Genomic DNA, 21,022 nt, shown 5'->3' with positions numbered 1-21,022 from the left:
TAACACTCGGCATTCCTTTTTACAAATTGTATTAACCATATGGAGAAAAAATATGGCATTAGAACAAGATATTGCCAAATTGATTGAGGCGTCAAACGACCTCACCGCAACCGTCGATAATAAAATTCAAGATATTACGGCGACTTTAACTAGCAGCGTTGTTGATGCAAAAAATAAAGTCAACGCGGAGTTAGGCAAAATAGATCAAAGGTTTGACTCTGCCCGCAAAAAGCAGTCGCATTTTCGCGTGACTAAAAACCAAGCATTAATTCCCAATGAGGCAGGGACTTTTCCACTCTTCTGGAGTGGTGGTTATGTAAAAGAAGCGAGGCTTTTAGAAACAGTTACAAACGGAGTCGAAACAGACCAAAGAACACCGCTCGCAAGAGAGTTTTTACGAGCAATTAATTCCGACACCAAATACTTTGCAGGTAAATTTAATATTTGGGAACTAGAATATTACCCTAATCGTCGAGGCGAGAGTGCACATCTATTTGCGTATTTAATGTACCAGTACTTTAGAGCGCCTACCGTTGTAACAACAGCTGCGATTGTGAAACATATTCGAGGGACAGTACCAAACAATTGGTGGTGTGAAGGCTTAGAAGCAAATCAAGACGCAAAGCTTTGTGGTAAGGTCATGAGTTTTGGCCGAAATAGATATGGTCATTGTCATCCTTACGTTCCTGGTGAAGGTAAACCTGAGGAGGAAACTGGCGTGATTCAAATTGCCCTTCCTGCAGTTGTGACAGGAGAAGTACCTTTGGATGACTGGGGACAATTCGCCTATTTAGGTGACGCTACACAAAATGCTTACGACTAAGGAGAATAAAAATGGCAAAACTAATAGTAAATAACCAAATTGTTGACAAGTTCTACGACGCCAATACCCCACATTTTGTAACGCAAGAGTTTGTTGAAGATACATTTGGAGTGGGAACAACATTCACACTAGAGCTAAGCGCAGTTGAGACAGCACTGCAGAGCAAGCAGTATGCGCGTGAGCAAATTGCTCAACAAGTTGCAGACACAGACACATTGCTCGGTACAACGGCAGATACGGCACAATTACTGTTGAAAGAGCTGAGCAGTTTGGTTACTTCACTTAGCACCGCGCAATCACTGGATGACGTTAGAGCTTCTGTGAGTGGACTTAAAGATAAGATTGGCCATATCCACGCTGATGTGCAATCGGGAAGCTTAACTTTTCCGTACCAAGTGAAAGGCGAAGCACAAGTGATGCACGAAATCGCCGAGCGTGCAAATGGTGTCAGCCAAGCACTGCAAAGCAACGTTTAAACATACCTACCACAAGCACCCAGTCATTTTTGATTGGGTGCCTTACAACAGGCCCCATTATGTCTTTAACTAACTTCAGTGCGGTCAGTCTTAGTCAATTACCCGCATCCGATTTACTTGAACCCGTTGAATTTATAACGCTTTATAACGAACTAAAGCAAGCCGTAGAGCACGCCTGCCCAGAACTTTCTGAGCTGCTACCTAGCGATCCCATCGTCAAGCTGATGGAAGTCTTTGCTTATCGAGAGCTGCTATTACGTCAACAGATTAATGAAGGCGCGCAGCAGGTGCTGCTGGCAAAAGCCACGAGCAGTGAACTCGATTATTTGGGGAATCGTTTTGCGGTGATACGAGAAGCTGGGGAGAGTGATGAGCGCTTTCGAGCGCGTATTCAATTGGCACTAGAAGGGTTTAGTACAGCTGGGCCAATTGGTGCTTATTGTTTTCACACGCTTAAAGCCTTACCTCAAGTTAAGGATGTTTTTGTTGAGTCTCCCGAATTTGAGCTGCTTCAGGTCGAGCCGCCATTATCAGACTTAGTACCAGAGCATACGAAATTGCTGCATTGTACCCATGCCGCTAGGCTTCAAGATGCCGCGCCGGGGGATGTTGCGATAACGGTGCTGACAGATAGAGGCAATGGCATACCAAATCAAGACGAAATCACAGCAATTACAGAGCATTTGTTTCAAGAAGATATTAGGCCTCTGACGGATAGGCCAAGAGTACTCTCAGCTGAGGTAAAAGAATTTATCCTCCATGCCACACTTTATTTATATCCAGGCCCCGACGAAGAAAAAGTGAAATCTACGGTAGAGCAAAGCGTGCAGCAATGGTTAAAAACACATCATAAACTTAATCATGATATTCGTTTGTCTGGGCTTTATAGTGCGCTACACCAAGCAGGTGTGCAACGTGTTGAGCTGCTCTCACCTACCGCCGACATTATCAATACCCCTTGGCAGGCTGCGTTTTGTACACAAGTGGAGATAAACATTGCAGGAAGAGATATTTAATACACTATTACCGCACGCAAGCACTAAGCTTGAGCATGCGCTGGCAAAGGCGCTAAGCAAAGTTTCCGCGACTCCTGTTCCACTTGGTAGTCTTTGGGATCCCTGGCGATGTCCCGAGCATTTTTTACCTTGGCTTGCAGATGCACTCAGTGTGGACTTTTGGGATAGCGCTTGGCCAATTGAAGTGAAGCGCAAGATTATAGCGAATAGCGTGCCCGATCATCGAATAAAAGGGACGGTTAGTGCGATAAAAAGTGCACTCTCCACTCTAGCTGCAAAAGTTGAGCTTAAAGAGTGGTGGCAACAAGAAAATCCTCACGCGTTTACGCCGCATTCTGCACAGATCATTGCGTTGGCCGCGCAGAACCTAGATCCAGCAGGCAGCACGCTACTGACTCCTAAGCTGCAAGCACAACTTTGGCAAGCTGTGGTAATGACAAAACCATGCCGCAGCCAAATTAGTTTGCGTGTAGGCGTACAGCAAAGTGCAAGCTTATCGCTCAATACCGTCAGTCAGTCTGCGAGCCTCCAGCGCACATGGATGCCTCAACAAACAGATAATGTTGCAAATGTAAGCCAGTTGTATCTTGCTGGAACTTCTGTCTTGCAAGGGGTGGGCAAAATATCCGGTGAAGTGCGCTCTGATCTCAACAGTGCTTCCAGCCTTTATGTTCACGCAGCGCCTTTTGCTATCCAAATCCAGCGACTGTCGTTTTATTGCTATTAATACCTAAACAAAGCTGCTGCAAAAACAAACTTGAAGATTAACAGACTCTAAAGGAATGACTCATGGAACAATTTACGCCGCTTATTACGCAGGCGGGATTAAACGCGGCCGTTAATGCCAAAGCTAATGGTTTTACCATTGATATTAGCGCGATTGCGGTAGGCACTTCTGGCTATACGCCGTCTCGTAGCCAAACTAGGCTGCGAGGTGAAAAAAATCGAGTGGCGATTGCCGGCGGGCAAGTTGTTGGTGACGGGCAATTTCATATTACCGGACATTTTATTGACGATGCTGAGTACGCGGTGCGCGAAGTGGGTTTTTATCTTGCCGATGGCACTTTGTTTGCCGTTTGGTCTCACCCGCAAAATGTACTTTTTTATCAAACACCCATTGCACAAATTGTACAAGGGTTTGATCTGCTGTTAAGTGCTGCACCGGTAGACGCTATCACGATTAATACCACAGGCGATTTAACGCTTTTTTATGCCGGTGAATTTCTCGACATGCTGGTGGCACAAACCCAACAACTGAGTGCGCAAATTCAAGCGAATCACCGACAAATTCAATTCAACAACAGACTACTACAGCTAGGAGTGTAATATGGCGGGTTATCAGCCAATGACATTAGAGCAGCGCATCGCCGCACTGCAAGCCGAAAACGGCAAATTAATCGATTCAAATAATGCCCTCACACAAACCGTGATCGGCAAAATGGGAGAAATTAATCATGCGCTGAGTGAGGCGCAGCAAGATATTAGCGAAGCGATTGTTTTGGCAGGAGCAAAAACAGATCAAGCGATCCTTAATTTTGCTGATAGTCACTCTGATTTGCGAATTAATTATTATGATAGGGCGGATCATTCTAAGAGCTCGTTAAATATAGAAGCTGAACCTGAAGCTCCACATATTTCAAAATGGGTAAAAGTACCTATCGCTACGCAGGGTTACTACACCTATCCAGCCCCTCAGACGCTCACTAAAGTACATCTGACTCGCAATTACAGTTATGCACCTGGACATTATAACGAACCTGAACAATACAGTACGGACTGGTCGAGAACTTATACACAGTTTATTTTAGCGAATTCTGAAGCAACAAGTGATCAGATTAACGCTGAGGTTGAGCGTTTAGGTCTTCAGCCAAGAAGCATAGGTGGGTGGAATGCATGTGCAACCACCAAGACTATTGACACAATTAAGCTTCATGGTCTGCACCCTTATTCAATGCTATTTGTTCGCTTTGTTAACATGCTCCCATCGCCCGTTGGCAGTGACAAAACACCACAAAATATCGTTGAATTTGGTGGTAACGCCACTTTTGCTGTTGACCGTGTTATTAACTATCCAAGAATCGAGGTGTAATTATGCAAGAACAAATTCCTTCACAACAAGACCATTTAGCGACACTCGCGTACCTAGACAAGCAAGTCAAACGCGGGCAAATAAGCCGAGCAGTGGCGGATGTAGAATCTATTCTTGGGACTACTGCAGATACAAGCCACCTAGTATTAGTTGAGTTTATTAAACTGCTTGATGGCCTCAGCAAAGCAACAACACTTGCCGAGATGCGCGCAGCGGCATCACAGGGGCGTGACAGCCTGGGTACATTAACCTCAAAAGTGCTGAATAATGAAATTCAGTTTCCCTATCAAGGTAAAGGCGCTGAAAATGTTTACCAAGAAATTAAATCTCGCGCCACTGGTGTTGCAAGCATTTTAACTTCCTCAGAATAAGGCACTCTATGGCAAATCAATCAATCGATCTTTCCACTTTGCCAGCGCCAAATATCCTTGAACCACTTGATTTCGAAAGCCTGTTCCAAGCACGTAAACAACGTTTTATCGAACTTGCACCTGAATATGCCGAAGCGTTAGCGCTCGAAAGCTCGCCGCTTGCGATTTGTTTGCAAGTTGAAAGCTATCGCGAGCTGTTATTACGACAGCGCGTCAATGAAGCCGCGGCGGCTAATTTGTTAGCCACCAGCCAAGGCGCCGATCTTGAACATCTTGGCGCCTTTTATGGGGTGGCTCGGTTGCCCGATGAGCATGACGAAACCTTACGAATGCGTATTCGCAACAGCACCATAGCGTCCAGTACGGCAGGTAGTGCGGCGCATTATCGTCACCAAGCCATTGAAGCTGCACCGGGTTTAATCAAGGATGTGTCGGTGCAAAGCCCAGGGGATGGGCTGGTGGTGGTAACGGTACTCGCAAAGTTTGACACTGATGCAGAACAGGTTTTAGCACAAGTGAAAGAGAGGCTATTTGACGACTCGGTGAAAATGCTGACAGACACGTTAGAGGTCAAACTTGCACAGCCCGTTTGGGTAGATGTTGAAGCTGAGCTTTATCTCAATACTCATGCTTCTGAACTTATTATCAATAAGCTGGAGCAAACGTTGCAAGACAACTGGCTCAACATCACGACACTTGGTTGGGACTTAACGCCAAGCTGGCTATATGCACAATTACATAGTACGGGAATTAGGCATATCGAACTGCTTGCTCCAACACAGTTAATTGATGTGGCAGCCCATCAGTACGTTATTCCAAGATCAATCTCGCTGACATTAAAGCGAGGCTAAGATGACGTTATTACCTCCTAATCACACTTTGCTGCAACGGCGATTGCAGCAAAGTGTTGCCGTGAGTGACGATATTCATTCGGGTATTTCAAGGTTATCTGGGTTTAAGGCCGAGCCGCACGACAACTTGCTGATGTGGCTCGTTTGGGAGTATGGCTTAGAGGCTATTTTGCCCTACAGCCAAGACCTTCGCGAAACCATCAAGGAAGGTCTGGTTTGGCAGCGACTTCGCGGTACACCAAAAAGTGTAGACATCGCGCTCAATTGGCTCAACTTTGACGAGGCTGAGCTTGAGGTTGACAAACCAGGACGCCACTTTTATCGCTATCAATTGGCATCTGGCAAAATTCCAGGGAACAAGGCGCTTAAAGATATCCATCAGCTGCTTGGATTATCTGCCCCAGTAAGAGCCAAACTTTCACGTATTTATCATGGTTATGATGTGCGTGAACTGAAGTTGTCTCAATGTGGTTTTGGAGCGCTTCTATCTGATGTTTCTGGCGTACCATTTCATGATGGCGATAACACGCTATGCAAAGTCAGCTTTGGTCGCAGCCACCAGCAAGGTGTGAGTCATGATATGGCGAATACCTCCGTACACCTCAGTAGAACACATAGTCAGCGCAGTCATTACCTCACCACAAAACGCTTGAGTGAATACAAGCTCAGCGACAAAGAGCCTTCACAACTGCCTGTGAGTTCAGCCCGAATTAGGCTGCTTTCGCAGCATCGCGTGTGGTCAACACGCTCGTGGCAGGGCGAGTGGCAACAAAGCTGGACTAAAGCCGACGCGTTTGTCGGTGATCCGCTTCATGCAACGACTGTACATTGGCAACATCGTCAAATGATGCCGCTCTCAGCTGCGCTCGCCACCACTGGACGGCTTAATGTTCATTGCAGTCGTTTCCAAGTGGTACTCCCTGAATAATACTCTCCAAATAAATGGAACTCTCAATGCAATCATCACAATTTGCCTCTGTTGTATGGACGACACCGGGGCTTGCCAAATTGACGCAGGCGCTAGAGCAAGGACAAGCTTTTACGTTGACACATTTGTCCGCAGGAAGCGCAGGTTATATCGCGTCTCACTTGCAAACGCAGTTACGACAAGAGCGCCAAAAGGTCCCGATTTTACAGGCGGAACAACTCACTGCAACACAAGTGCGTTTTAGCGCCGTGCTTGAGGGGGAAGCCGATTACCCAGTTAAAGAACTAGGAATTTGGTCTGGCAGCACCTTAGTCGCGGTATATAGCGCAGGGGGCGAAGTGCTGAATCATAAAAGCAAAGACGTAGCATGGTTAGAGGTCATTTCGCTTAACCTCGCAGCGCTGCCTTCACAGCAAGTCAGTTTTGAAACAGGCGTGCTTAACACCAATATTTTTATGGCAAAAGAGCTGGCTACATCTGTTTATGCACATCTTAGACAAGGTAAAAGTCTGATCCAGCAAGCCAACCAAACCATGCAACTGGCGATGCGCCTGCGCAAAGCAAACATAGGATAATACATGACCATAGAATCACAACTTGCCCAGTTGCAACAGGCCGCAACTGAGCAAACCGAAGCAAGTGTTCAACTTGCCAATAATATCACCGAAGGCTTACAGGAAATTGATCAGGTTAAGCAAGATATTGCCCAAACCTATCAAACGGTTAATCAGAACAACCAAGCGCTGAATGATTGGCAAACTCAGTCTGGCAGCGTCAACCTCAAAGATTTAAACGGCAATAGCCATACACTGCCAACACTTAAATCACTGATTGCAGATGCACAAAGCGTGAATCCGCATCCTCATGTAATGACCAAAGCTCAGTTTGATGCACTGCGCGACATGCGTAAACAGCAATATGCGGGAAGTGGGTTTGTGGAGTGGGGTAGGCATTATATTTCTAACAATGAAAAGCTGGTCAATGAAGGGATGAACACGCTAGAAGTACTCAGTAATATGATTGCGTTGGGTCGAAATACGAATACTTTGTCATTTGGTGACTCTAGAGTCGGTATGCCAGAGGTTATTGTAGATGGTGCTTTGCTAAGGATCGAGTGTGTAAATCAAGTCAATAATGTTAGAAGCAATATCCTTTTCCCACCAGCCCCTAACGGCACTAAAACCTATGATTCAGCATCTGGCACTGTAACCCAGCATAGTAATGCCGAAGCCGCATTTGCGGCAGAAACCGATACTAATAAGGTGATCACCTCTCGTAAAGACTTAGCATTTCTGGAATCTTGGCATGAGAAAATTGCTGATAAGGACGTCGTGTATCCGCTAGGGAATGTGCAATATGGCGCAAATCATTATAAAGGCATTGCGCTTCGCAATAACCTCGTTACTCAGGGGTACTCAGCATTCGGTGAATGGGACACTGGTACAAAGGGGCATGGTATTAAGTGGTCATCGCTAACAGAGGCGCAAAAGGCTACTTTCCTTGGAGAGCCAGAACACAATATTTACTACGACCCAAAAGCCAAAGCGTATATTCAGGTTAGATATCGTGTGAGGGTTGTTGAGGGGGTTGGGGATAATTGGTATCGAGTTCAAGCCGACGGTGTTACAGTCATCAATCAATTTTTAGGCTACAGTTCTGGCAACCAAACAAGTGTGGTTAAGCCTCAAGGAGCAAGTACTGAATTACTTGATTTAGGTGCTCACCCTGCAGGTAATAGGGGGATGTATAAAACTCCATTTACAGTACTATCGAATTCTGAAGCAGGTCTAGGCGCGTTCGTGGCTTGTCAGTACGATGGTTCACCAGTGTCTGGCGTATCGTCAAATAACAAATGTTATGCTTTACCAATTGCTTTGGTACAGCGTCTCAACCAAGGTGCCTATCATCCGAGTTACAACCCATTGGGGACGACAGGTTTTTCACATAGTGATTTGCCTGATAGCCAAGGTCATGCTGTGACATGGAATAGCGCTGCTTTAAAGCAAAAACCAGTATCCACACGGCAATGTTTCGATTCGAATATAGCGAGAATACCTGCAGGTGGAATCGATTGGGGTAGCATTAGTGTTGCTTATAGCGGACGGCCTGATCAATACAAATATCATGACGCAATCTATGCAGGTCAAGTCGAAGACTTACGTTTGAATGCGAAGAAGCTTCATACAGAAAAAGTGAGAGAAAGTAAGCTGAGTGATGCCATTGCGGCTAAGTTCAGAGGTAAGGAAAGAGTCCCGTTTACTAAGTTGAAATCAGGTGCTTGTTACGACTCCGCAGTAACTATTTACATATACTCAAAAATAAATAGTGCTGTAAGTAGCTTGGTTGGCAGAGACGTGTACTACCAAAGTGGCGCCATTGTATCAAAATACTCGAATTTAGCTTCTTTCAAGGCAGCTCCTGTCGCTATAAAGTTTACAGATCCGGGTAACACTAATCTAACGACATTTAGTGGAGGAACTCCGTTAAATCAATGGATTATAATTGATAACTTTTCTGTTCAGGGGAATAGTAGTTTTATCGCACTTACTAACCCAAACACGGGAAATATGAATTGGTTCAATACAGGTAGAGCATCAACAATACAGGCTGAGTTATTATTTCCTACAGATCAAAGTAATGCAGAATTTGATATTTTGCCTTGGACTGACATTGTTGCTACGCCTGATAACTTTAAATCTACATTTCCTGATGGCGTACAAGGTCAATGGATACCAAAGTTACCAGACGGGACTGCTGGCTATCCACTAAATCGGAAGCTATCCGGTGATACGTTATCAGCAACCTTTACTATCGACCAGGGACAAACTTGGGTTAAAAATAATGTGCAGTTTGATCCAGTAAAAAATATAAATTCAGTAAGCTGGAATGCGAATACCGTGGCATTGTTGCAGTATGAGTCAGACTCTGTGTTCACTCATGCAGCAACAAACTCAGCAACCTGTGGGGATATTGGGCGAGTCTATGCGACACAAGCTTATTTAAATCAATATGGAAATCGGTTGCAATCTAGCTTAACAGGGCAAGTAGGTAAACGTAATAGCAGTGCTTATTTTCAAGAGTACCTGAATGTTTCAAAACACGCATATTATAGCCCAAACCAAACCCTTGGATGGACATCTCGTGCAGGTGATGAACCAATCCATGAACCATTAAATCTTGATGTTCCAAATGATAATTCGCCAGCAGTAAAAGCGTTATCGACAATTACTGAAAAGAATGGACTGTTTTACCTTCAATTTCATGGAAGTGAGTTGCAATATCAAAATCATGATGTACAACTAGCGAACTCAAGTATTTCGCAAAGTTATACAAAAGGAAAAGTGTATCGATTCTCAGTAGGTGAGTTCAAAGGTTTAGTTTTGCAAGCATTGACAACTCTTACAGGGATAATGCAAGAGGTGACTTACATCAATGAGGGCGGTGAACTTGTAGGTTTAGTATCAGGCAATGTTGTCTTTAAACCGGTTAACGCAAAAGGCTCTTGGGGCGACGATCAAACCATCCCTATCATCAGCGGTGAAAACACCAAAACCGATCTCAACGGCAATACCGTCAAAGTGTTCTGCCATCACACCCTATTCCCAATAGGAATTGCACATAATGGATAAGGAGATTGTAATGAATACTGAGGCTGAGAACCTTACTGCGGATGCAGTAGAGGCCTTAACGCTGAGCTATACGGACGTGCAAACAAAAATAATGCTGCGTCACCCTCAAGAGCAGATTGACGAGGTACTACAACTTGCCATTGAGCAAGAAGAAGCGGCATATCGCGAGGCGCATGCCGCGTGGCAGACTGAAACGACAGAAGTGCAAGAGCAGATAGCAGAGGCGCAAGCGTATAATGCCGCTAATCCAGATGAACTAATGCCTGTGCCGCCGCTACCAGCGGAGCCTATGCTGGACTTGCAAGCGAGGAGAGCGTGCTATCGTGTTGAGCAAGTGGAGGTGGATTTAGCGTTAACTACAGAAACTGTTGACTCGCGCATAGAGTACGACGACGAAGCGCGTGTTGCTTATCACCATCCTGCGACCATTTCACATACTGAACAACAAATTGCAGACACCAAACGTGAACGCTTTAAAAGTCAGCGTGCAGCGAATGTAGCGTCAATCGCCGTTGAAGTGGACGGTCTGGTGTTTGATGGTGATGAACAAAGTCAGCAACGTATGGTTCGAGCCATACTGCTGATGACAGACAGTGACACGCAGCGTTGGGTACTTGCCAATAACGCTGTGGCCAATGTGACCAAAGCACAACTTACCCAAGCTTGCTTACTTGCCGCAGAGCAACAATCCGACCTTTGGATTGAATCTTACTAAACCTCTACTTTCTCACCGAGCTTAATCTATGGCTCGGTTTCATTTCTTTAAGGAGCAGTCCTTGGCCACTTTAACACTTCAAGGCCGAAAGGCGCTTGCACGGCTAATGCAGCAGCAGGCTATTTATTTGGCATGGGGAAACGGCGCATCAAGTTGGGATAATACTTTGCCGCCAACCCCTACCAATACCACACAACTCACTAATCTCATAGGTTATCGCAAGGCAAAGCAAATTCGCTTTTGTGAGCCGGATGAACAAGGCGAAATTCAGGTACCAACCGGAAAGTTCCGCTTAAGCGATACCGCCAGCCAACATCTATATTGCCAATTCACCTACGACTTCGAAGATGGCTTAGGTGAGCATATTCGCGAGCTTGGCTTAATGCTTGGTACGACACCAAAAACGGGCATTCCAGCTGGAAAATATTACCTCTTACCAGACGAGGTTGCAGAGGCTGGTGAGCTTATTTTGCTTGAGCATCGCACGGCGCTATTTCGTGACCAAGGGGTACGCGAAACGTTTGAGTTTGTGATCAGTTTTTAAGAAGAAAGCAATGATAAAAGATTATTACCAGCAGTTTGATCCTGCAAAGCAATACAGTCAGCTATTGTTTCGAGCGAGTAAAGGGTTGCAAAGTCGTGAACTTAACGACCTGCAACTGCAGTCTCAGCACCATGTAAAAGGCATCGCTGATGTATTGATGAAAGATGGGGATGTGGTTAAGGGGGGCGAGGTGGTTATTGACCAAGCTCATGCCGTTGCAACCATTGGCGCATCCTCAGTATATCTGCAAGGTGCGGTACATGATGTCGACACTAAACAGTTAGCCATTGCGCTAAATAAACTCGAAATTGTCGGGGTGTGGTTAGCAAAGGAAGTGGTGACAGAGCTTGAAGACTCAACACTCAGAGATCCAGCTATTGGCGCACACAATTTTGACGAAGCGGGTGCCGCGCGACTGAAAATCTCGGGCCGTTGGGGACTGAGCGATAGCTTTGACTATCCTAATAGCGACTTTTTTCCCGTTTACCAAATCGATCATGGCACGCTTATCGTTAAGCAGCCGCCGCCACAACTAGACTCAATTACCAGTGCACTTGCGCGTTACGACCGAGAGTCAAACGGCGGGAGTTATGTGGTGAGCGGGCTCAATGTTAGCTATCGAGAGAGCACGGCAAGCCACCAGCACTTTAATGTGCAAGATGGAAAAGCGCATATCAATGGCTATGAAATAGCGTTTAACACCGCACTGCCTGTTGCGCTGCCAAACGACCCCGATGTACGTGAGGTGATCAATGAGCCGAGCCGATTTAGCGCCAATGCCCAAGGCGCTATGCGAATTGATTTAGACTTTGCACCGGTGCAGCGCATTGACCAGGTGACTGCTGAGGTGAAAAAGCGTACCTCTCTGACTAGAGGCCACGTGCAAACCGGCCAAAACACCGATCCCTTTGATGATGACTCTGTGATTGAAATTTTGCAGATCTCGCAAGGTGGCATTGAATATCAGCAAGGTATCGACTTTATTTTTACCCGCAATCATATTAGTTGGCGTGAAGGTGGTAATAAGCCAGCTTCAGGCACGTCGTATGACGTGGTGTATACTTATCGCCGACTTATTGAAGTTGATGTGGACGAAACCGGGTTTTGGCTCGAGCAACAGTTAAACGAGGCTGAAGAAATGCTCGAAAATGGCCTTGTGGTCGTCGATTATCATTGGTTTATGCCACGTATCGACCTGCTTGTGCTTACCCCCAATGGTCATGTTGAGCGGATCAAAGGTGCACCCGACAGAATCAACCCGCAAGCACCTTTAGTGCCTCATCAACACCTGGGGCTTGCCCAAGTGCAGCAACACTGGGGGAGTGCACCGCCGCATATCCAAAATATTGCGATTGAAGCAGTACAAATGACAGATCTTGCGTTGATGCAACAGCAGATCTCAGATTTATACCAATTGTTGGCCATTGAACGCCTACGTAACGATACCAATGCCCAGTCACCTGCGAGCAAATACGGCGTGTTTGTTGACCCGTTTTTAGATGACGATATGCGTGATATTGGACTTGAACAAAGCGCTGCTATTGTGGATGGCGAACTTATGCTGCCAATGGCTGCAGAAATAACTCAGTTGTCACAACCACAAGTCCAAACATTACCGTACGAACTCGAAGACGTCTTAATACAAGAAAGCCGTACTGGGGAGATGAAAATTAATCCTTATATGGCATTTGAACCACTGCCTGCGGATGTCACGTTAACCCCAAGTGTTGATCATTGGACACAAACCCAGACTCAGTGGACAAGCCCCATTACTCGCAGGTTAACTAGCGGTGGAGGTCGTATTCGTCGTGTTATAACTCAAACGAGTACTGAGCGAGTTGGTGTGCGCCGTCAGCAAGCCGAGTTCTTGCGCACTCGTTGGGTCAACTTTGCTATTTCTGGGTTTGATTCAGGTGAGCAACTGGACTCACTGTTATTCGATGGCATTGAAATTATTTCAGAGGTGCAAGCATGATCCAAGCAAATACACGCGGTGAATTAGCAGGTCGATTTAAAGTGCCAAATAATGTTCCCGCCGGAACTAAATTGGTGCGATTTATTGGTAAGCAAGGTTCGGCAGGAAGCGCTAGTTATACAGGTAGTGGCGTGATTGAAGTGGAAACATTGCGGCGTGTAAATAGCATTATTACTCAGCGTTTTGACCCACTCGCACAAACCTTTATTTTGGAGCAATCGCGATTTATTGCCGGTGTTGAATTATGGTTTACCGCCAAAGGACAGGAAACGGTTGAAGTACAAATTCGTGAAGTAGTTCAAGGTATTCCTACGCAAACTGTGCTGGCAAGTAGCAAAATAAGCTGCGATGAAATAAAGCTAAATGACCAACCGACACTGTTTACCTTTACTCCAACCTTTTTAAATGCCGATCAAGAGTATGCGTTGGTTGTGTTAACTGACGGGGCCGAGCACAGTGTTGCTATTGCAGAGCTCGGTAAGCTTGATCAGGCGCATAACTGGGTTACCTCTCAGCCGTATCAAGTAGGAGTGTTGTTATCATCAAGCAACGCTAGCACCTGGACGCCACATCAGGATAAAGATCTGACATTTAGGTTAAAGGCCGCCAAATTCACAGAGCAAAGTAGGCGGATTGAACTCGGCGAGGTAGAGGTTGAACAAGTAACAGATTTAATGCTTTTAGCTGTAGTCCAGCGCCCAAGTGCAGATACTCAAGTTACCTTTGAACTCACGTACCCTACTGGCAATAAAGAAAAAGTGCTAAGCGTTCAAGAGTGGCAACCAAGTACGCTTGGAGAAACCATAACTGGCAAGGTTAAGGTCGCTGCTGTATTGACGGGAACACCAAGCTTAACGCCAGTACTTTTTGCGGGCAGCCAGTGTGTTCACGGGCAGGTAGCGCAAACTGGAGACTATATTTCTCGTGAGCTGCGCTGCCGTTTAGGCGGTGATTTAACGGTGAGCTTTGAAGCGAATATTCAAAGCCACTCAGAAGTACAAGCTTTGATGCAAAAAGAGGATGTTTGGCTACCGCTTGCACTAGATAGCAGTTCAGTGCTGAACGATGGTTGGCAGCAGTTCAACTACACCTTTAACGGTGTTGATACCGCCACAACACGGGTGAAACTGGTACTGAAGGGGACGCCGGCACAGCGTCCTAGAGTACGAAATCTACGTACATTTACTTTGTAGGAGAAATTGTGGACATCAACCAATTTACTCCATTTCAGCAATATCCACTCCCTCACCCAGATAATCTACTTGAACAAGACGTACAGCGATTGATCAATGCACTTAAGGCAATTGATGCAGATATCCACCAGCAGCAATTAGCACATCAACAAGCTCAAGTAGATATCGACAAGCGCTTCAGACGGCTTCGGCTCAATCAAGTGTTGGGTGAAACCCTGCTACCAATTTAAAGGATTTATAAGAGGAAATTATGGCAACAATTCAACAAGCCGTTCAGGTAATGGTCGACAAACTGGTCGCTGATATGAACGGCAGCACTCCGCTGAGTGCAGAGGAGCAAACCTTAGTCACGAATGCAATTGCACGGCTCACAGATAACGCTAAGCTTGAACAAGCCGTTGTGGCCGTTGCACAGGAACATTTGGATGACTCAACCCAGCTATTGCAACAGGTTGCAACCTCAGCGATCAACAATATTGATTCTGCTAAAGCTGACTTAACTGCGTCGACCGCAGAGCTGGTTACCAGAGCGGCAAAGCTGGCGCTACTGGATCAAATAGGTCCCTTGACGCAACAAATTAATGAAGTGGTCGCGAACAACACTGCTGCAACACCAAAAACCTTATTCGCGATAAAAAATATTGATACGGCGAATAGTCACGCTAATTTTCGCCGCTCCACATCGGTTTTGGCTATCTATAATAGTGATGGTACTTCCTATCTCACTCGACCAAGTTATACCGCAAATGCCGCAACGGACACATGTCGTTTAGATCATTTACAAATTAGCCAAGATGGCACGTCATCCACCGTACTAAAATCAAGCTTTGTCCATAATAATGCCTTTGAGCAAAACCCTGCGACTAAGGTGTATCAACACGGCGCAAGTGCCATCGTGCCACTGGGTTTAAAAGCACAACCTAATGATGTTAGTTTTGAAATCGTATATAGCACCCAAGAGTCTCTGTCAGCGAATGCGACGGAGTATGGTGGTATTTTTGTTTTAGGACAGGGGTTTACCTCGCGTACTTTGCCAAAGCAAGATCTCAATGCCCGAGATAAATTTGGTATTCCAACGCGGTCTAGTTACAACCATAACGAGGTGGCTGTGTTGTATAACAACCAAAAGCACTGCTTAGTGGTTATCGACTCGGGTACTAACTTGGTTGTGGAAAAGTATCGTGATGGCAATCACATTACTAACATTGCCATTGCGAATGAAGCTGCATATCAGAACTATGTGGATAGCGGTGACTTTACAACGATGGTATTTATCGCAAATACCTTAGCGCAGCCGCATGGAATAAATCGCTATAACCATAGCGAAGCGGCGATGTCGAGCTATTCGTATAATTACTACGGTTACTTTGGTCTACTTGGTAGTGAACTCAAAATGGCAGGTGACAAATTCAACGCACATTATCTCTTCACAGAAGAGCAGAAGCTTCAGCCGATCAATTATATTTTTACCAGTAACAGTGAGCCGTATAAAACGCAAAATTCAAATGGCACAGAGAATAGTGAAGGTGAAGTGAATGTGGCCATGGAAACATTAGATGGCGAGTTACTGAGTTCGTATTGCTATCGTTCTAAGGCCGATAGCGTAGGATACGATGGGGGCATAATAGCAACAGCCATTCAAGCGATGAATCCATACTCACATATCGGTGTTATTAATGAGCACTACCTATATAACCAGTATGGCCTTGCCAGAACCTGTCGCGCGATTTAAGGAGTGAAAATGAATATTTACTACGACGATAACAAAGGAATGTCTATTGCGGGTAACTTTTGGTTGGTGCACCCGCAAACGGGTGAGCAATGGAATAAAGAGTCGGTAGCACAGTTTATAGCTGAAGCTCAGTTAGAGACTGAAGAAAACTCTGAAGTTGAGTATTTAAAACAGCAAGTCATTACGCGCATAAAGCAACTCGCCTATAGCAAATTGCAATCAGAGCAGTGGCGAGTAGAGCGCGCAAAAGAGCGTGAGCTGAGTGAGAGGTTGAACGGTAATGAAGAAGGTGCAGCAACAGAGCGTGCAAACCTACTCGCCATTTTGCAGCAAAGAGAAGTGGTGCGTGAAAAAAGCGGTGAGTTAGAAGCTGCGGTGCTTAGCCTTACCTCTCAAGCTGAATTACTACAGTTTGTGATTGCGTTCTAACAATTTCACAGCAGGTCAGGATTGACCTGTTTTACTCCCTAAAAATCAGTATGATAGACCTATGCTTGAGAAAGTTAACAAGCACACAGGTTTCCAATCTCCAAAGCCCACAAGCAAGTGTTTGCTGTGGGTTTTTTATTTTTTGTTTAGTACCGGAGAGTGCAATGCCAGCATCTCAGTTGATCGATTTATCTAAGCTAACACCTCCAGAGCTATTAGAAAATCTGGAATATGAACAAATTCTGGAACAGTTAAAAAGTAAATTGAGCGAGTTAGTTCCAGATGTTAGTAAGACACTAGAGCTAGAATCAGAGCCTTTAACACAGTTACTCAATACATTTGCATATCACAGCATGCTGCTTAAAGGACGAATAAATGACACCGTCAAAGGTAACTTGTTGGCGACAGCAACAAATAGTGACCTAGACCATATTGCAACACGTTATGGTGTAAGCCGTTTGCCAGAAGAGTCAGATGAACGGTTTAGAAGCCGTATTCAACAGGCTTTTCACAGTCTAAATACGGCTGGAACAGAAGAAAGTTATCGCTATCATACATTTTCTGCAGATAGTCGCGTCAAAGATGTTCATGTTACAAGTCCTTCACCTTGTCATGTAGTGTTGACCATTTTAAGTCATGAATCAGCCAACGGTATACCTTCAGACGCACTACTGAACAAGCTCAGAGCAACGTTTGGACTCAAAGCAGATGCGGCTGATACCGTATCTGATGTGCTTGCATTGCAAAAAGTGCGGCCCATTGGTGACAGAGTTGAAATTGTGCCAGTGACAGTGAAGCCCTATACCATCAATGCCCGAGTGCAACTAGCCCCGGGACCAGGCAAAGCACAAGTTAAAGCACAAGTGTTGGCCAATTTAAAAGATTTCTTTGCACAAACCAGTGTCATGGGCACTGCGATAAAGCGCTCAGCACTGTATGCCACTTTATATAGTAGCGGTGTGGAAGATGTCGTACTCGCTGCACCGAGTGAGAATGTCATAATTGCGAGCCATGAAGTCCCTTGGTGTGAAAATGGCATCGCTGGCGTGATATTTGAAGGTGATGTGTGAGTGATAGTAAACCAGTATACCGGGGAACTGAGCTGATTGAGCAAATACAAGCCACTCAATCCCCAATTTTTACTGTGCTGAATGAAGCGGCAAATTGCCTAGAAACATTATGGCAACCTGAGACTTGCCCAATCGAATTATTACCTTGGTTGGCGTGGAGCCAAAGTGTTACGCAGTGGGATGAGCAGTGGCCAGAGCCTATAAAACGGCAGATCATTGCGCAAAGCTATGAACAACACAAACACCTTGGGACGCGTTTTGCCATTATTAACGCGTTAGCGCCTTTTGGATATGACACCCGTATCACAGAATGGTTTGAACAAGTACCCAAAGGCCCTGCCGGGACAATCGCTATTGATGTTGCGGTGTCTGATAGGGGGCTCAATGAGTCGTTATATCAGCAGATATTTCAAACCATCTCAGCGAATAAACGCCATAGTATTCAGTTCAATTTATCGCTCAGTTTATTATCTACAGCAAAAATTCAGCTGGCTTCAGCAGCGCTATTTGGTGCTTCTGTCACTGTCTATCCATACTATGCCAGCGAGATTGTAAGCAATACCAGTATGCGCTTTGTGGTAGCCAGTCAGTCTTGCAGTTATACCAATATTTACCCTCGGAGTAGTTATGCCCCAACCACAATACTGGACCATGCTGACACCAGCGGGTCGCGCTAAAATAGCCAATGCCATTGGTACTGGCGTTAAAATCAACTTAGTCAAATTTGCCGTGGGTGATGGCAATATTTTACCTGATGCGGAGCATCTCACGAGTGAGCGATTTAGAGGACTGATAAATAGCTCCAAAACGCTAGAAAACAATCCAGCGATGCTTGAGATCATCGGTATTGTCCCTGCTACGGAAGGTGGGTTTTATGTTCGTGAAGCCGCTTTTTACACTGAAGACGATCAAGCATTTGCTATTGTTAAATACCCTGAAACTTACAAGCCAAGTATTGAAGACAACGCCAGTGCTGAGCTTGGAATAAAAGCGGTGATTGATGTGGTGCAGTCAGAAATGGTGAATTTAAAAATAGATCCATCTATGGTGTATGCCACGCAAGACTATGTAAATAATGAAATTAATAAATTTGTAGGCTTACTGTCTCTTGATGGTGGCGCATTTTCTGATTCTTACCCCAATGTTCCCTCGTTAGACGGAGGCAGTATTTAATGTCGAACAAAATTCAGTTTAGGCGCGGACCTGCGGCAAACCGCACCAATGTCACGCCGAGTAATGGTGAACCAATATGGTTGACCGACAGCAAAAAACTATTTATCGGTGATGGCACAACCCCTGGAGGGGTGGATATTTTCACCACTCTTGGTAGTGCTATTCATCGTGATGCAGGTAGCGGCGCAAACCATGTGTTGTTGCTAGACAGTACCGGTAAAATTCCTGAAAATGTGTTACCCAGTCTTGCAATAGGTGAGCCGTTTGAGGTCGCCAGTCAATCTGCCATGTTAGCGCTAAATGCACAGCCTGGTGACTTGGCGATTCGCACCGACGAGAACAAATCTTATATTCTCAAGTCGACACCTGCGAATGTATTAGCAAACTGGGTGCTGCTGCGCACACCAACAGATAATGTTTTATCTGTAAACGGTAAAACAGGGGCTGTAACGGTTAACAAAGCAGATGTTGGCCTAAGCCAAGTTGATAACTTATCGAAATCACAGCTGTTTACTTCACCTATGTTCACCGGTACGCCAAAATCACCTACACGAGCACGCTCAGATAATAGCACCAATATTGCAACCACCGCTTGGGTACGAGACTGGGTTAGTTCATTGGGTCTCGCTGTTGAAGGCGGCGATATTGACGGGGGAGTATTTTAATGGGGCGACGGATCCAGTTTAGAAGAGGCCCAGAAGCAACACGATTACAAACTGTACTTGGTAACGGCGAACCGGGGTTTTCAACAGACACAAAGCAGCTTTATGTCGGTGATGGAGAAACGCTTGGCGGTGTGCCGGTTTTGATGGGGTTTTATCAAGTAGTTGAAAACGACATGGGGGCGGTTGCAGGTGGTACATATTTGTTTGCAACGGCTTGTACCTTGCATTTGCCACAAACAGCGCCTGAAGGTTCACATATTACAGTGAAGCTACTGAGCAATGCAGGGGCAAGTAAAGCATCTCCTGCCAAAGTGTGCCCCCCAAGTGGGCAATCAATTGGGCGTGGTGAGGAAGCGGGATCTGAATATCATATGACAATACCGAATACACAACGTGACTTTATATTTGTACAAGGAGGGTGGATTTTAGCATGAGTAATGTATTAACTGATTATGACGATACAAGTAGCGATTTCCCTTTCTATAAGCCAAAGTCAATCGATTTGAAAACCGTTGGAGATTTGCAGAACCAATATAAAGATCGAACTTATATAAACAACCCGTATCAAAAAGGCCATTGTTTGTTTATAGCCCATAATGCAGTTTACTATTATCATGAAACTACTGAACTATGGCAAAAAATCTATTCGGAAGACAGTAATGGTGTACTTCAAAAAGACGTATTTTTTTATCAATTAGATGGTCAAAATTATGTCTTATTGACGTTTAAAGAGCGTAATACTGCGTCGGAGTTTTCAAAAGTAATCTCTGTCAATTTATTAAATGGTCGAATTGTACGTTCTTTGTCACTGCCAATAGAGCACTATTTTGGCTATTTTGTAGTTCAAAATAATCAACTGTATTTATCGGGTCAAATTGCAGGCAGGGGCAAGAAAATCCCTGTAGATTTGACAACGCTGACTATTGATATTGAAGCAGCTGAAGATTATGGTTTTGGCAGAGGACCTCATGGTTTTGTCAATGGTTTAGTGTCTCTACTTCAATGCAAACCTGATGAGGAGTTTGGTCAGCTAAAGGTTGAGCTAAGGTTTGGCCCTGAATTTCACTTAAACTCCGCAACAAGTCCAGTAAAAACTTTCATCTTACCTTATCGTGTATTTATGCCATTTAGTACCATGCGATTGAATCCAAAGGTTATCTCATTTGATACGGTTGTCATGCTCGGAGATAGACAGAATGAACCTAGCGATCCTATTGGTAGGGATGTGTCTATTTCAAAGGTATATTGGCCAATATCAGAAATAGATAATTGGCTGGCAAGTATTATTGAATATTATACAGGTATTAACTTATGGGAATGGGACTAGGAATTTACTATATGTC

24 protein-coding genes are annotated in these 21,022 nt (G+C 45.0%); all 24 read left to right on the top strand.

The window, feature by feature from the left end; translation table 11 throughout:
• The first annotated feature begins 52 nt into the window (after positions 1-52).
• The 24 genes from BB427_RS08525 to BB427_RS08410 all read left to right on the top strand — a co-directional run bounded on the left by BB427_RS08525 (position 53) and on the right by BB427_RS08410 (position 21,006).
• The gene (locus BB427_RS08525) at positions 53-823 is read left to right on the top strand and encodes a hypothetical protein (RefSeq protein WP_069020295.1); all 771 of its coding nucleotides are present in this window, start codon (positions 53-55) and stop codon (positions 821-823) included.
• 11 nt (positions 824-834) lie between these two features.
• Positions 835-1,299: a hypothetical protein gene (locus BB427_RS08520; protein ID WP_069020293.1), complete on the top strand. Its 465-nt coding sequence runs from the start codon at positions 835-837 to the stop codon at positions 1,297-1,299.
• Between the two features lie 59 nt (positions 1,300-1,358).
• Complete coding sequence (locus BB427_RS08515) at positions 1,359-2,315, top strand: baseplate assembly protein (RefSeq protein WP_069020291.1); 957 nt, start codon at positions 1,359-1,361, stop codon at positions 2,313-2,315.
• A complete protein-coding gene (locus tag BB427_RS08510; protein WP_069020289.1) occupies positions 2,296-3,042 on the top strand; it encodes a phage tail protein I in 747 nt (248 codons plus the stop codon). Before BB427_RS08515 ends, BB427_RS08510 begins: the two co-directional genes overlap by 20 nt.
• A 62-nt stretch (positions 3,043-3,104) precedes the next feature.
• Positions 3,105-3,641 carry a phage tail-collar fiber domain-containing protein gene (locus BB427_RS08505; RefSeq protein WP_069020287.1) on the top strand — a complete coding sequence of 179 codons (537 nt, stop codon included), beginning with the start codon at positions 3,105-3,107 and terminating at the stop codon, positions 3,639-3,641.
• 1 nt (position 3,642) lies between these two features.
• On the top strand, positions 3,643-4,404 hold the full coding sequence (locus BB427_RS08500) for a hypothetical protein (RefSeq protein WP_069020285.1): 762 nt from the start codon (positions 3,643-3,645) through the stop codon (positions 4,402-4,404).
• A 2-nt stretch (positions 4,405-4,406) separates the two neighbouring features.
• Positions 4,407-4,775 (top strand): hypothetical protein, encoded by a 369-nt coding sequence (locus BB427_RS08495; RefSeq protein ID WP_069020283.1) that lies wholly within the window; start codon positions 4,407-4,409, stop codon positions 4,773-4,775.
• Positions 4,776-4,783: 8 nt separating this feature from the next.
• Complete coding sequence (locus BB427_RS08490; RefSeq protein WP_069020281.1) at positions 4,784-5,626, top strand: baseplate assembly protein; 843 nt, start codon at positions 4,784-4,786, stop codon at positions 5,624-5,626.
• A gap of 1 nt (position 5,627) precedes the next feature.
• Complete coding sequence (locus BB427_RS08485) at positions 5,628-6,554, top strand: phage tail protein (protein WP_069020279.1); 927 nt, start codon at positions 5,628-5,630, stop codon at positions 6,552-6,554.
• 26 nt (positions 6,555-6,580) lie between these two features.
• On the top strand, positions 6,581-7,129 hold the full coding sequence (locus BB427_RS08480) for a hypothetical protein (protein ID WP_069020277.1): 549 nt from the start codon (positions 6,581-6,583) through the stop codon (positions 7,127-7,129).
• Between the two features lie 3 nt (positions 7,130-7,132).
• A complete protein-coding gene (locus BB427_RS08475) occupies positions 7,133-10,183 on the top strand; it encodes a hypothetical protein (protein WP_069020275.1) in 3,051 nt (1,016 codons plus the stop codon).
• Positions 10,184-10,193: 10 nt separating this feature from the next.
• Positions 10,194-10,898 carry a DUF4376 domain-containing protein gene (locus tag BB427_RS08470; protein WP_254663608.1) on the top strand — a complete coding sequence of 235 codons (705 nt, stop codon included), beginning with the start codon at positions 10,194-10,196 and terminating at the stop codon, positions 10,896-10,898.
• 61 nt (positions 10,899-10,959) lie between these two features.
• Positions 10,960-11,442, top strand: a complete 483-nt coding sequence (locus tag BB427_RS08465) for a hypothetical protein (RefSeq protein WP_069020271.1) — start codon at positions 10,960-10,962, stop codon at positions 11,440-11,442.
• Between the two features lie 10 nt (positions 11,443-11,452).
• Positions 11,453-13,417: a DUF4815 domain-containing protein gene (locus BB427_RS08460; protein ID WP_069020269.1), complete on the top strand. Its 1,965-nt coding sequence runs from the start codon at positions 11,453-11,455 to the stop codon at positions 13,415-13,417.
• On the top strand, positions 13,414-14,610 hold the full coding sequence (locus BB427_RS08455; RefSeq protein WP_069020267.1) for a hypothetical protein: 1,197 nt from the start codon (positions 13,414-13,416) through the stop codon (positions 14,608-14,610). Before BB427_RS08460 ends, BB427_RS08455 begins: the two co-directional genes overlap by 4 nt.
• Before the next feature lie 8 nt (positions 14,611-14,618).
• Positions 14,619-14,840, top strand: coding sequence for a hypothetical protein (locus tag BB427_RS08450; RefSeq protein WP_069020265.1), 222 nt, complete (start codon positions 14,619-14,621; stop codon positions 14,838-14,840).
• Positions 14,841-14,860: 20 nt separating this feature from the next.
• Positions 14,861-16,342, top strand: a complete 1,482-nt coding sequence (locus BB427_RS08445) for a hypothetical protein (protein WP_069020263.1) — start codon at positions 14,861-14,863, stop codon at positions 16,340-16,342.
• Between the two features lie 9 nt (positions 16,343-16,351).
• Entirely contained in the window at positions 16,352-16,771 is a 420-nt protein-coding gene (locus BB427_RS08440) for a hypothetical protein (protein WP_069020261.1), read from the top strand.
• Positions 16,772-16,935: 164 nt separating this feature from the next.
• A complete protein-coding gene (locus tag BB427_RS08435) occupies positions 16,936-17,841 on the top strand; it encodes a baseplate assembly protein (RefSeq protein WP_069020259.1) in 906 nt (301 codons plus the stop codon).
• Positions 17,838-18,518, top strand: coding sequence for a phage tail protein I (locus BB427_RS08430; protein WP_069020257.1), 681 nt, complete (start codon positions 17,838-17,840; stop codon positions 18,516-18,518). Before BB427_RS08435 ends, BB427_RS08430 begins: the two co-directional genes overlap by 4 nt.
• Positions 18,469-19,014, top strand: coding sequence for a phage tail protein (locus BB427_RS08425; protein WP_083229855.1), 546 nt, complete (start codon positions 18,469-18,471; stop codon positions 19,012-19,014). The genes BB427_RS08430 and BB427_RS08425 overlap by 50 nt, the downstream gene beginning before the upstream one ends.
• Positions 19,014-19,679: a hypothetical protein gene (locus BB427_RS08420; protein ID WP_017218937.1), complete on the top strand. Its 666-nt coding sequence runs from the start codon at positions 19,014-19,016 to the stop codon at positions 19,677-19,679. Before BB427_RS08425 ends, BB427_RS08420 begins: the two co-directional genes overlap by 1 nt.
• Complete coding sequence (locus tag BB427_RS08415; RefSeq protein ID WP_069020255.1) at positions 19,679-20,113, top strand: hypothetical protein; 435 nt, start codon at positions 19,679-19,681, stop codon at positions 20,111-20,113. The genes BB427_RS08420 and BB427_RS08415 overlap by 1 nt, the downstream gene beginning before the upstream one ends.
• Entirely contained in the window at positions 20,110-21,006 is an 897-nt protein-coding gene (locus BB427_RS08410) for a hypothetical protein (protein ID WP_069020254.1), read from the top strand. Before BB427_RS08415 ends, BB427_RS08410 begins: the two co-directional genes overlap by 4 nt.
• Positions 21,007-21,022 lie beyond the last annotated feature (16 nt).

Origin of the sequence: Pseudoalteromonas sp. BMB (assembly GCF_001709235.1) — a bacterium.
Taxonomy (GTDB): Bacteria; Pseudomonadota; Gammaproteobacteria; order Enterobacterales; family Alteromonadaceae; genus Pseudoalteromonas; species Pseudoalteromonas maricaloris.
The sequence above is the reverse complement of the archived record's forward strand: the minus strand, read 5'-3'. Positions and strand labels throughout refer to the sequence as shown.

What these genes read in the sequence shown, in the direction of transcription:
- BB427_RS08480 (WP_069020277.1), top strand. Translation starts at nt 6,581, where the DNA reads ATGCAATCATCACAATTTGCCTCTGTTGTATGGACGACACCGGGGCTT.
- BB427_RS08420 (WP_017218937.1), top strand. Translation starts at nt 19,014, where the DNA reads ATGTCGAACAAAATTCAGTTTAGGCGCGGACCTGCGGCAAACCGCACC.
- BB427_RS08495 (WP_069020283.1), top strand. Translation starts at nt 4,407, where the DNA reads ATGCAAGAACAAATTCCTTCACAACAAGACCATTTAGCGACACTCGCG.
- BB427_RS08410 (WP_069020254.1), top strand. Translation starts at nt 20,110, where the DNA reads ATGAGTAATGTATTAACTGATTATGACGATACAAGTAGCGATTTCCCT.
- BB427_RS08505 (WP_069020287.1), top strand. Translation starts at nt 3,105, where the DNA reads ATGGAACAATTTACGCCGCTTATTACGCAGGCGGGATTAAACGCGGCC.
- BB427_RS08445 (WP_069020263.1), top strand. Translation starts at nt 14,861, where the DNA reads ATGGCAACAATTCAACAAGCCGTTCAGGTAATGGTCGACAAACTGGTC.
- BB427_RS08515 (WP_069020291.1), top strand. Translation starts at nt 1,359, where the DNA reads ATGTCTTTAACTAACTTCAGTGCGGTCAGTCTTAGTCAATTACCCGCA.
- BB427_RS08520 (WP_069020293.1), top strand. Translation starts at nt 835, where the DNA reads ATGGCAAAACTAATAGTAAATAACCAAATTGTTGACAAGTTCTACGAC.
- BB427_RS08485 (WP_069020279.1), top strand. Translation starts at nt 5,628, where the DNA reads ATGACGTTATTACCTCCTAATCACACTTTGCTGCAACGGCGATTGCAG.
- BB427_RS08470 (WP_254663608.1), top strand. Translation starts at nt 10,194, where the DNA reads ATGAATACTGAGGCTGAGAACCTTACTGCGGATGCAGTAGAGGCCTTA.
- BB427_RS08435 (WP_069020259.1), top strand. Translation starts at nt 16,936, where the DNA reads ATGCCAGCATCTCAGTTGATCGATTTATCTAAGCTAACACCTCCAGAG.
- BB427_RS08455 (WP_069020267.1), top strand. Translation starts at nt 13,414, where the DNA reads ATGATCCAAGCAAATACACGCGGTGAATTAGCAGGTCGATTTAAAGTG.
- BB427_RS08425 (WP_083229855.1), top strand. Translation starts at nt 18,469, where the DNA reads ATGCCCCAACCACAATACTGGACCATGCTGACACCAGCGGGTCGCGCT.
- BB427_RS08415 (WP_069020255.1), top strand. Translation starts at nt 19,679, where the DNA reads ATGGGGCGACGGATCCAGTTTAGAAGAGGCCCAGAAGCAACACGATTA.
- BB427_RS08525 (WP_069020295.1), top strand. Translation starts at nt 53, where the DNA reads ATGGCATTAGAACAAGATATTGCCAAATTGATTGAGGCGTCAAACGAC.
- BB427_RS08500 (WP_069020285.1), top strand. Translation starts at nt 3,643, where the DNA reads ATGGCGGGTTATCAGCCAATGACATTAGAGCAGCGCATCGCCGCACTG.
- BB427_RS08440 (WP_069020261.1), top strand. Translation starts at nt 16,352, where the DNA reads ATGAATATTTACTACGACGATAACAAAGGAATGTCTATTGCGGGTAAC.
- BB427_RS08475 (WP_069020275.1), top strand. Translation starts at nt 7,133, where the DNA reads ATGACCATAGAATCACAACTTGCCCAGTTGCAACAGGCCGCAACTGAG.
- BB427_RS08490 (WP_069020281.1), top strand. Translation starts at nt 4,784, where the DNA reads ATGGCAAATCAATCAATCGATCTTTCCACTTTGCCAGCGCCAAATATC.
- BB427_RS08460 (WP_069020269.1), top strand. Translation starts at nt 11,453, where the DNA reads ATGATAAAAGATTATTACCAGCAGTTTGATCCTGCAAAGCAATACAGT.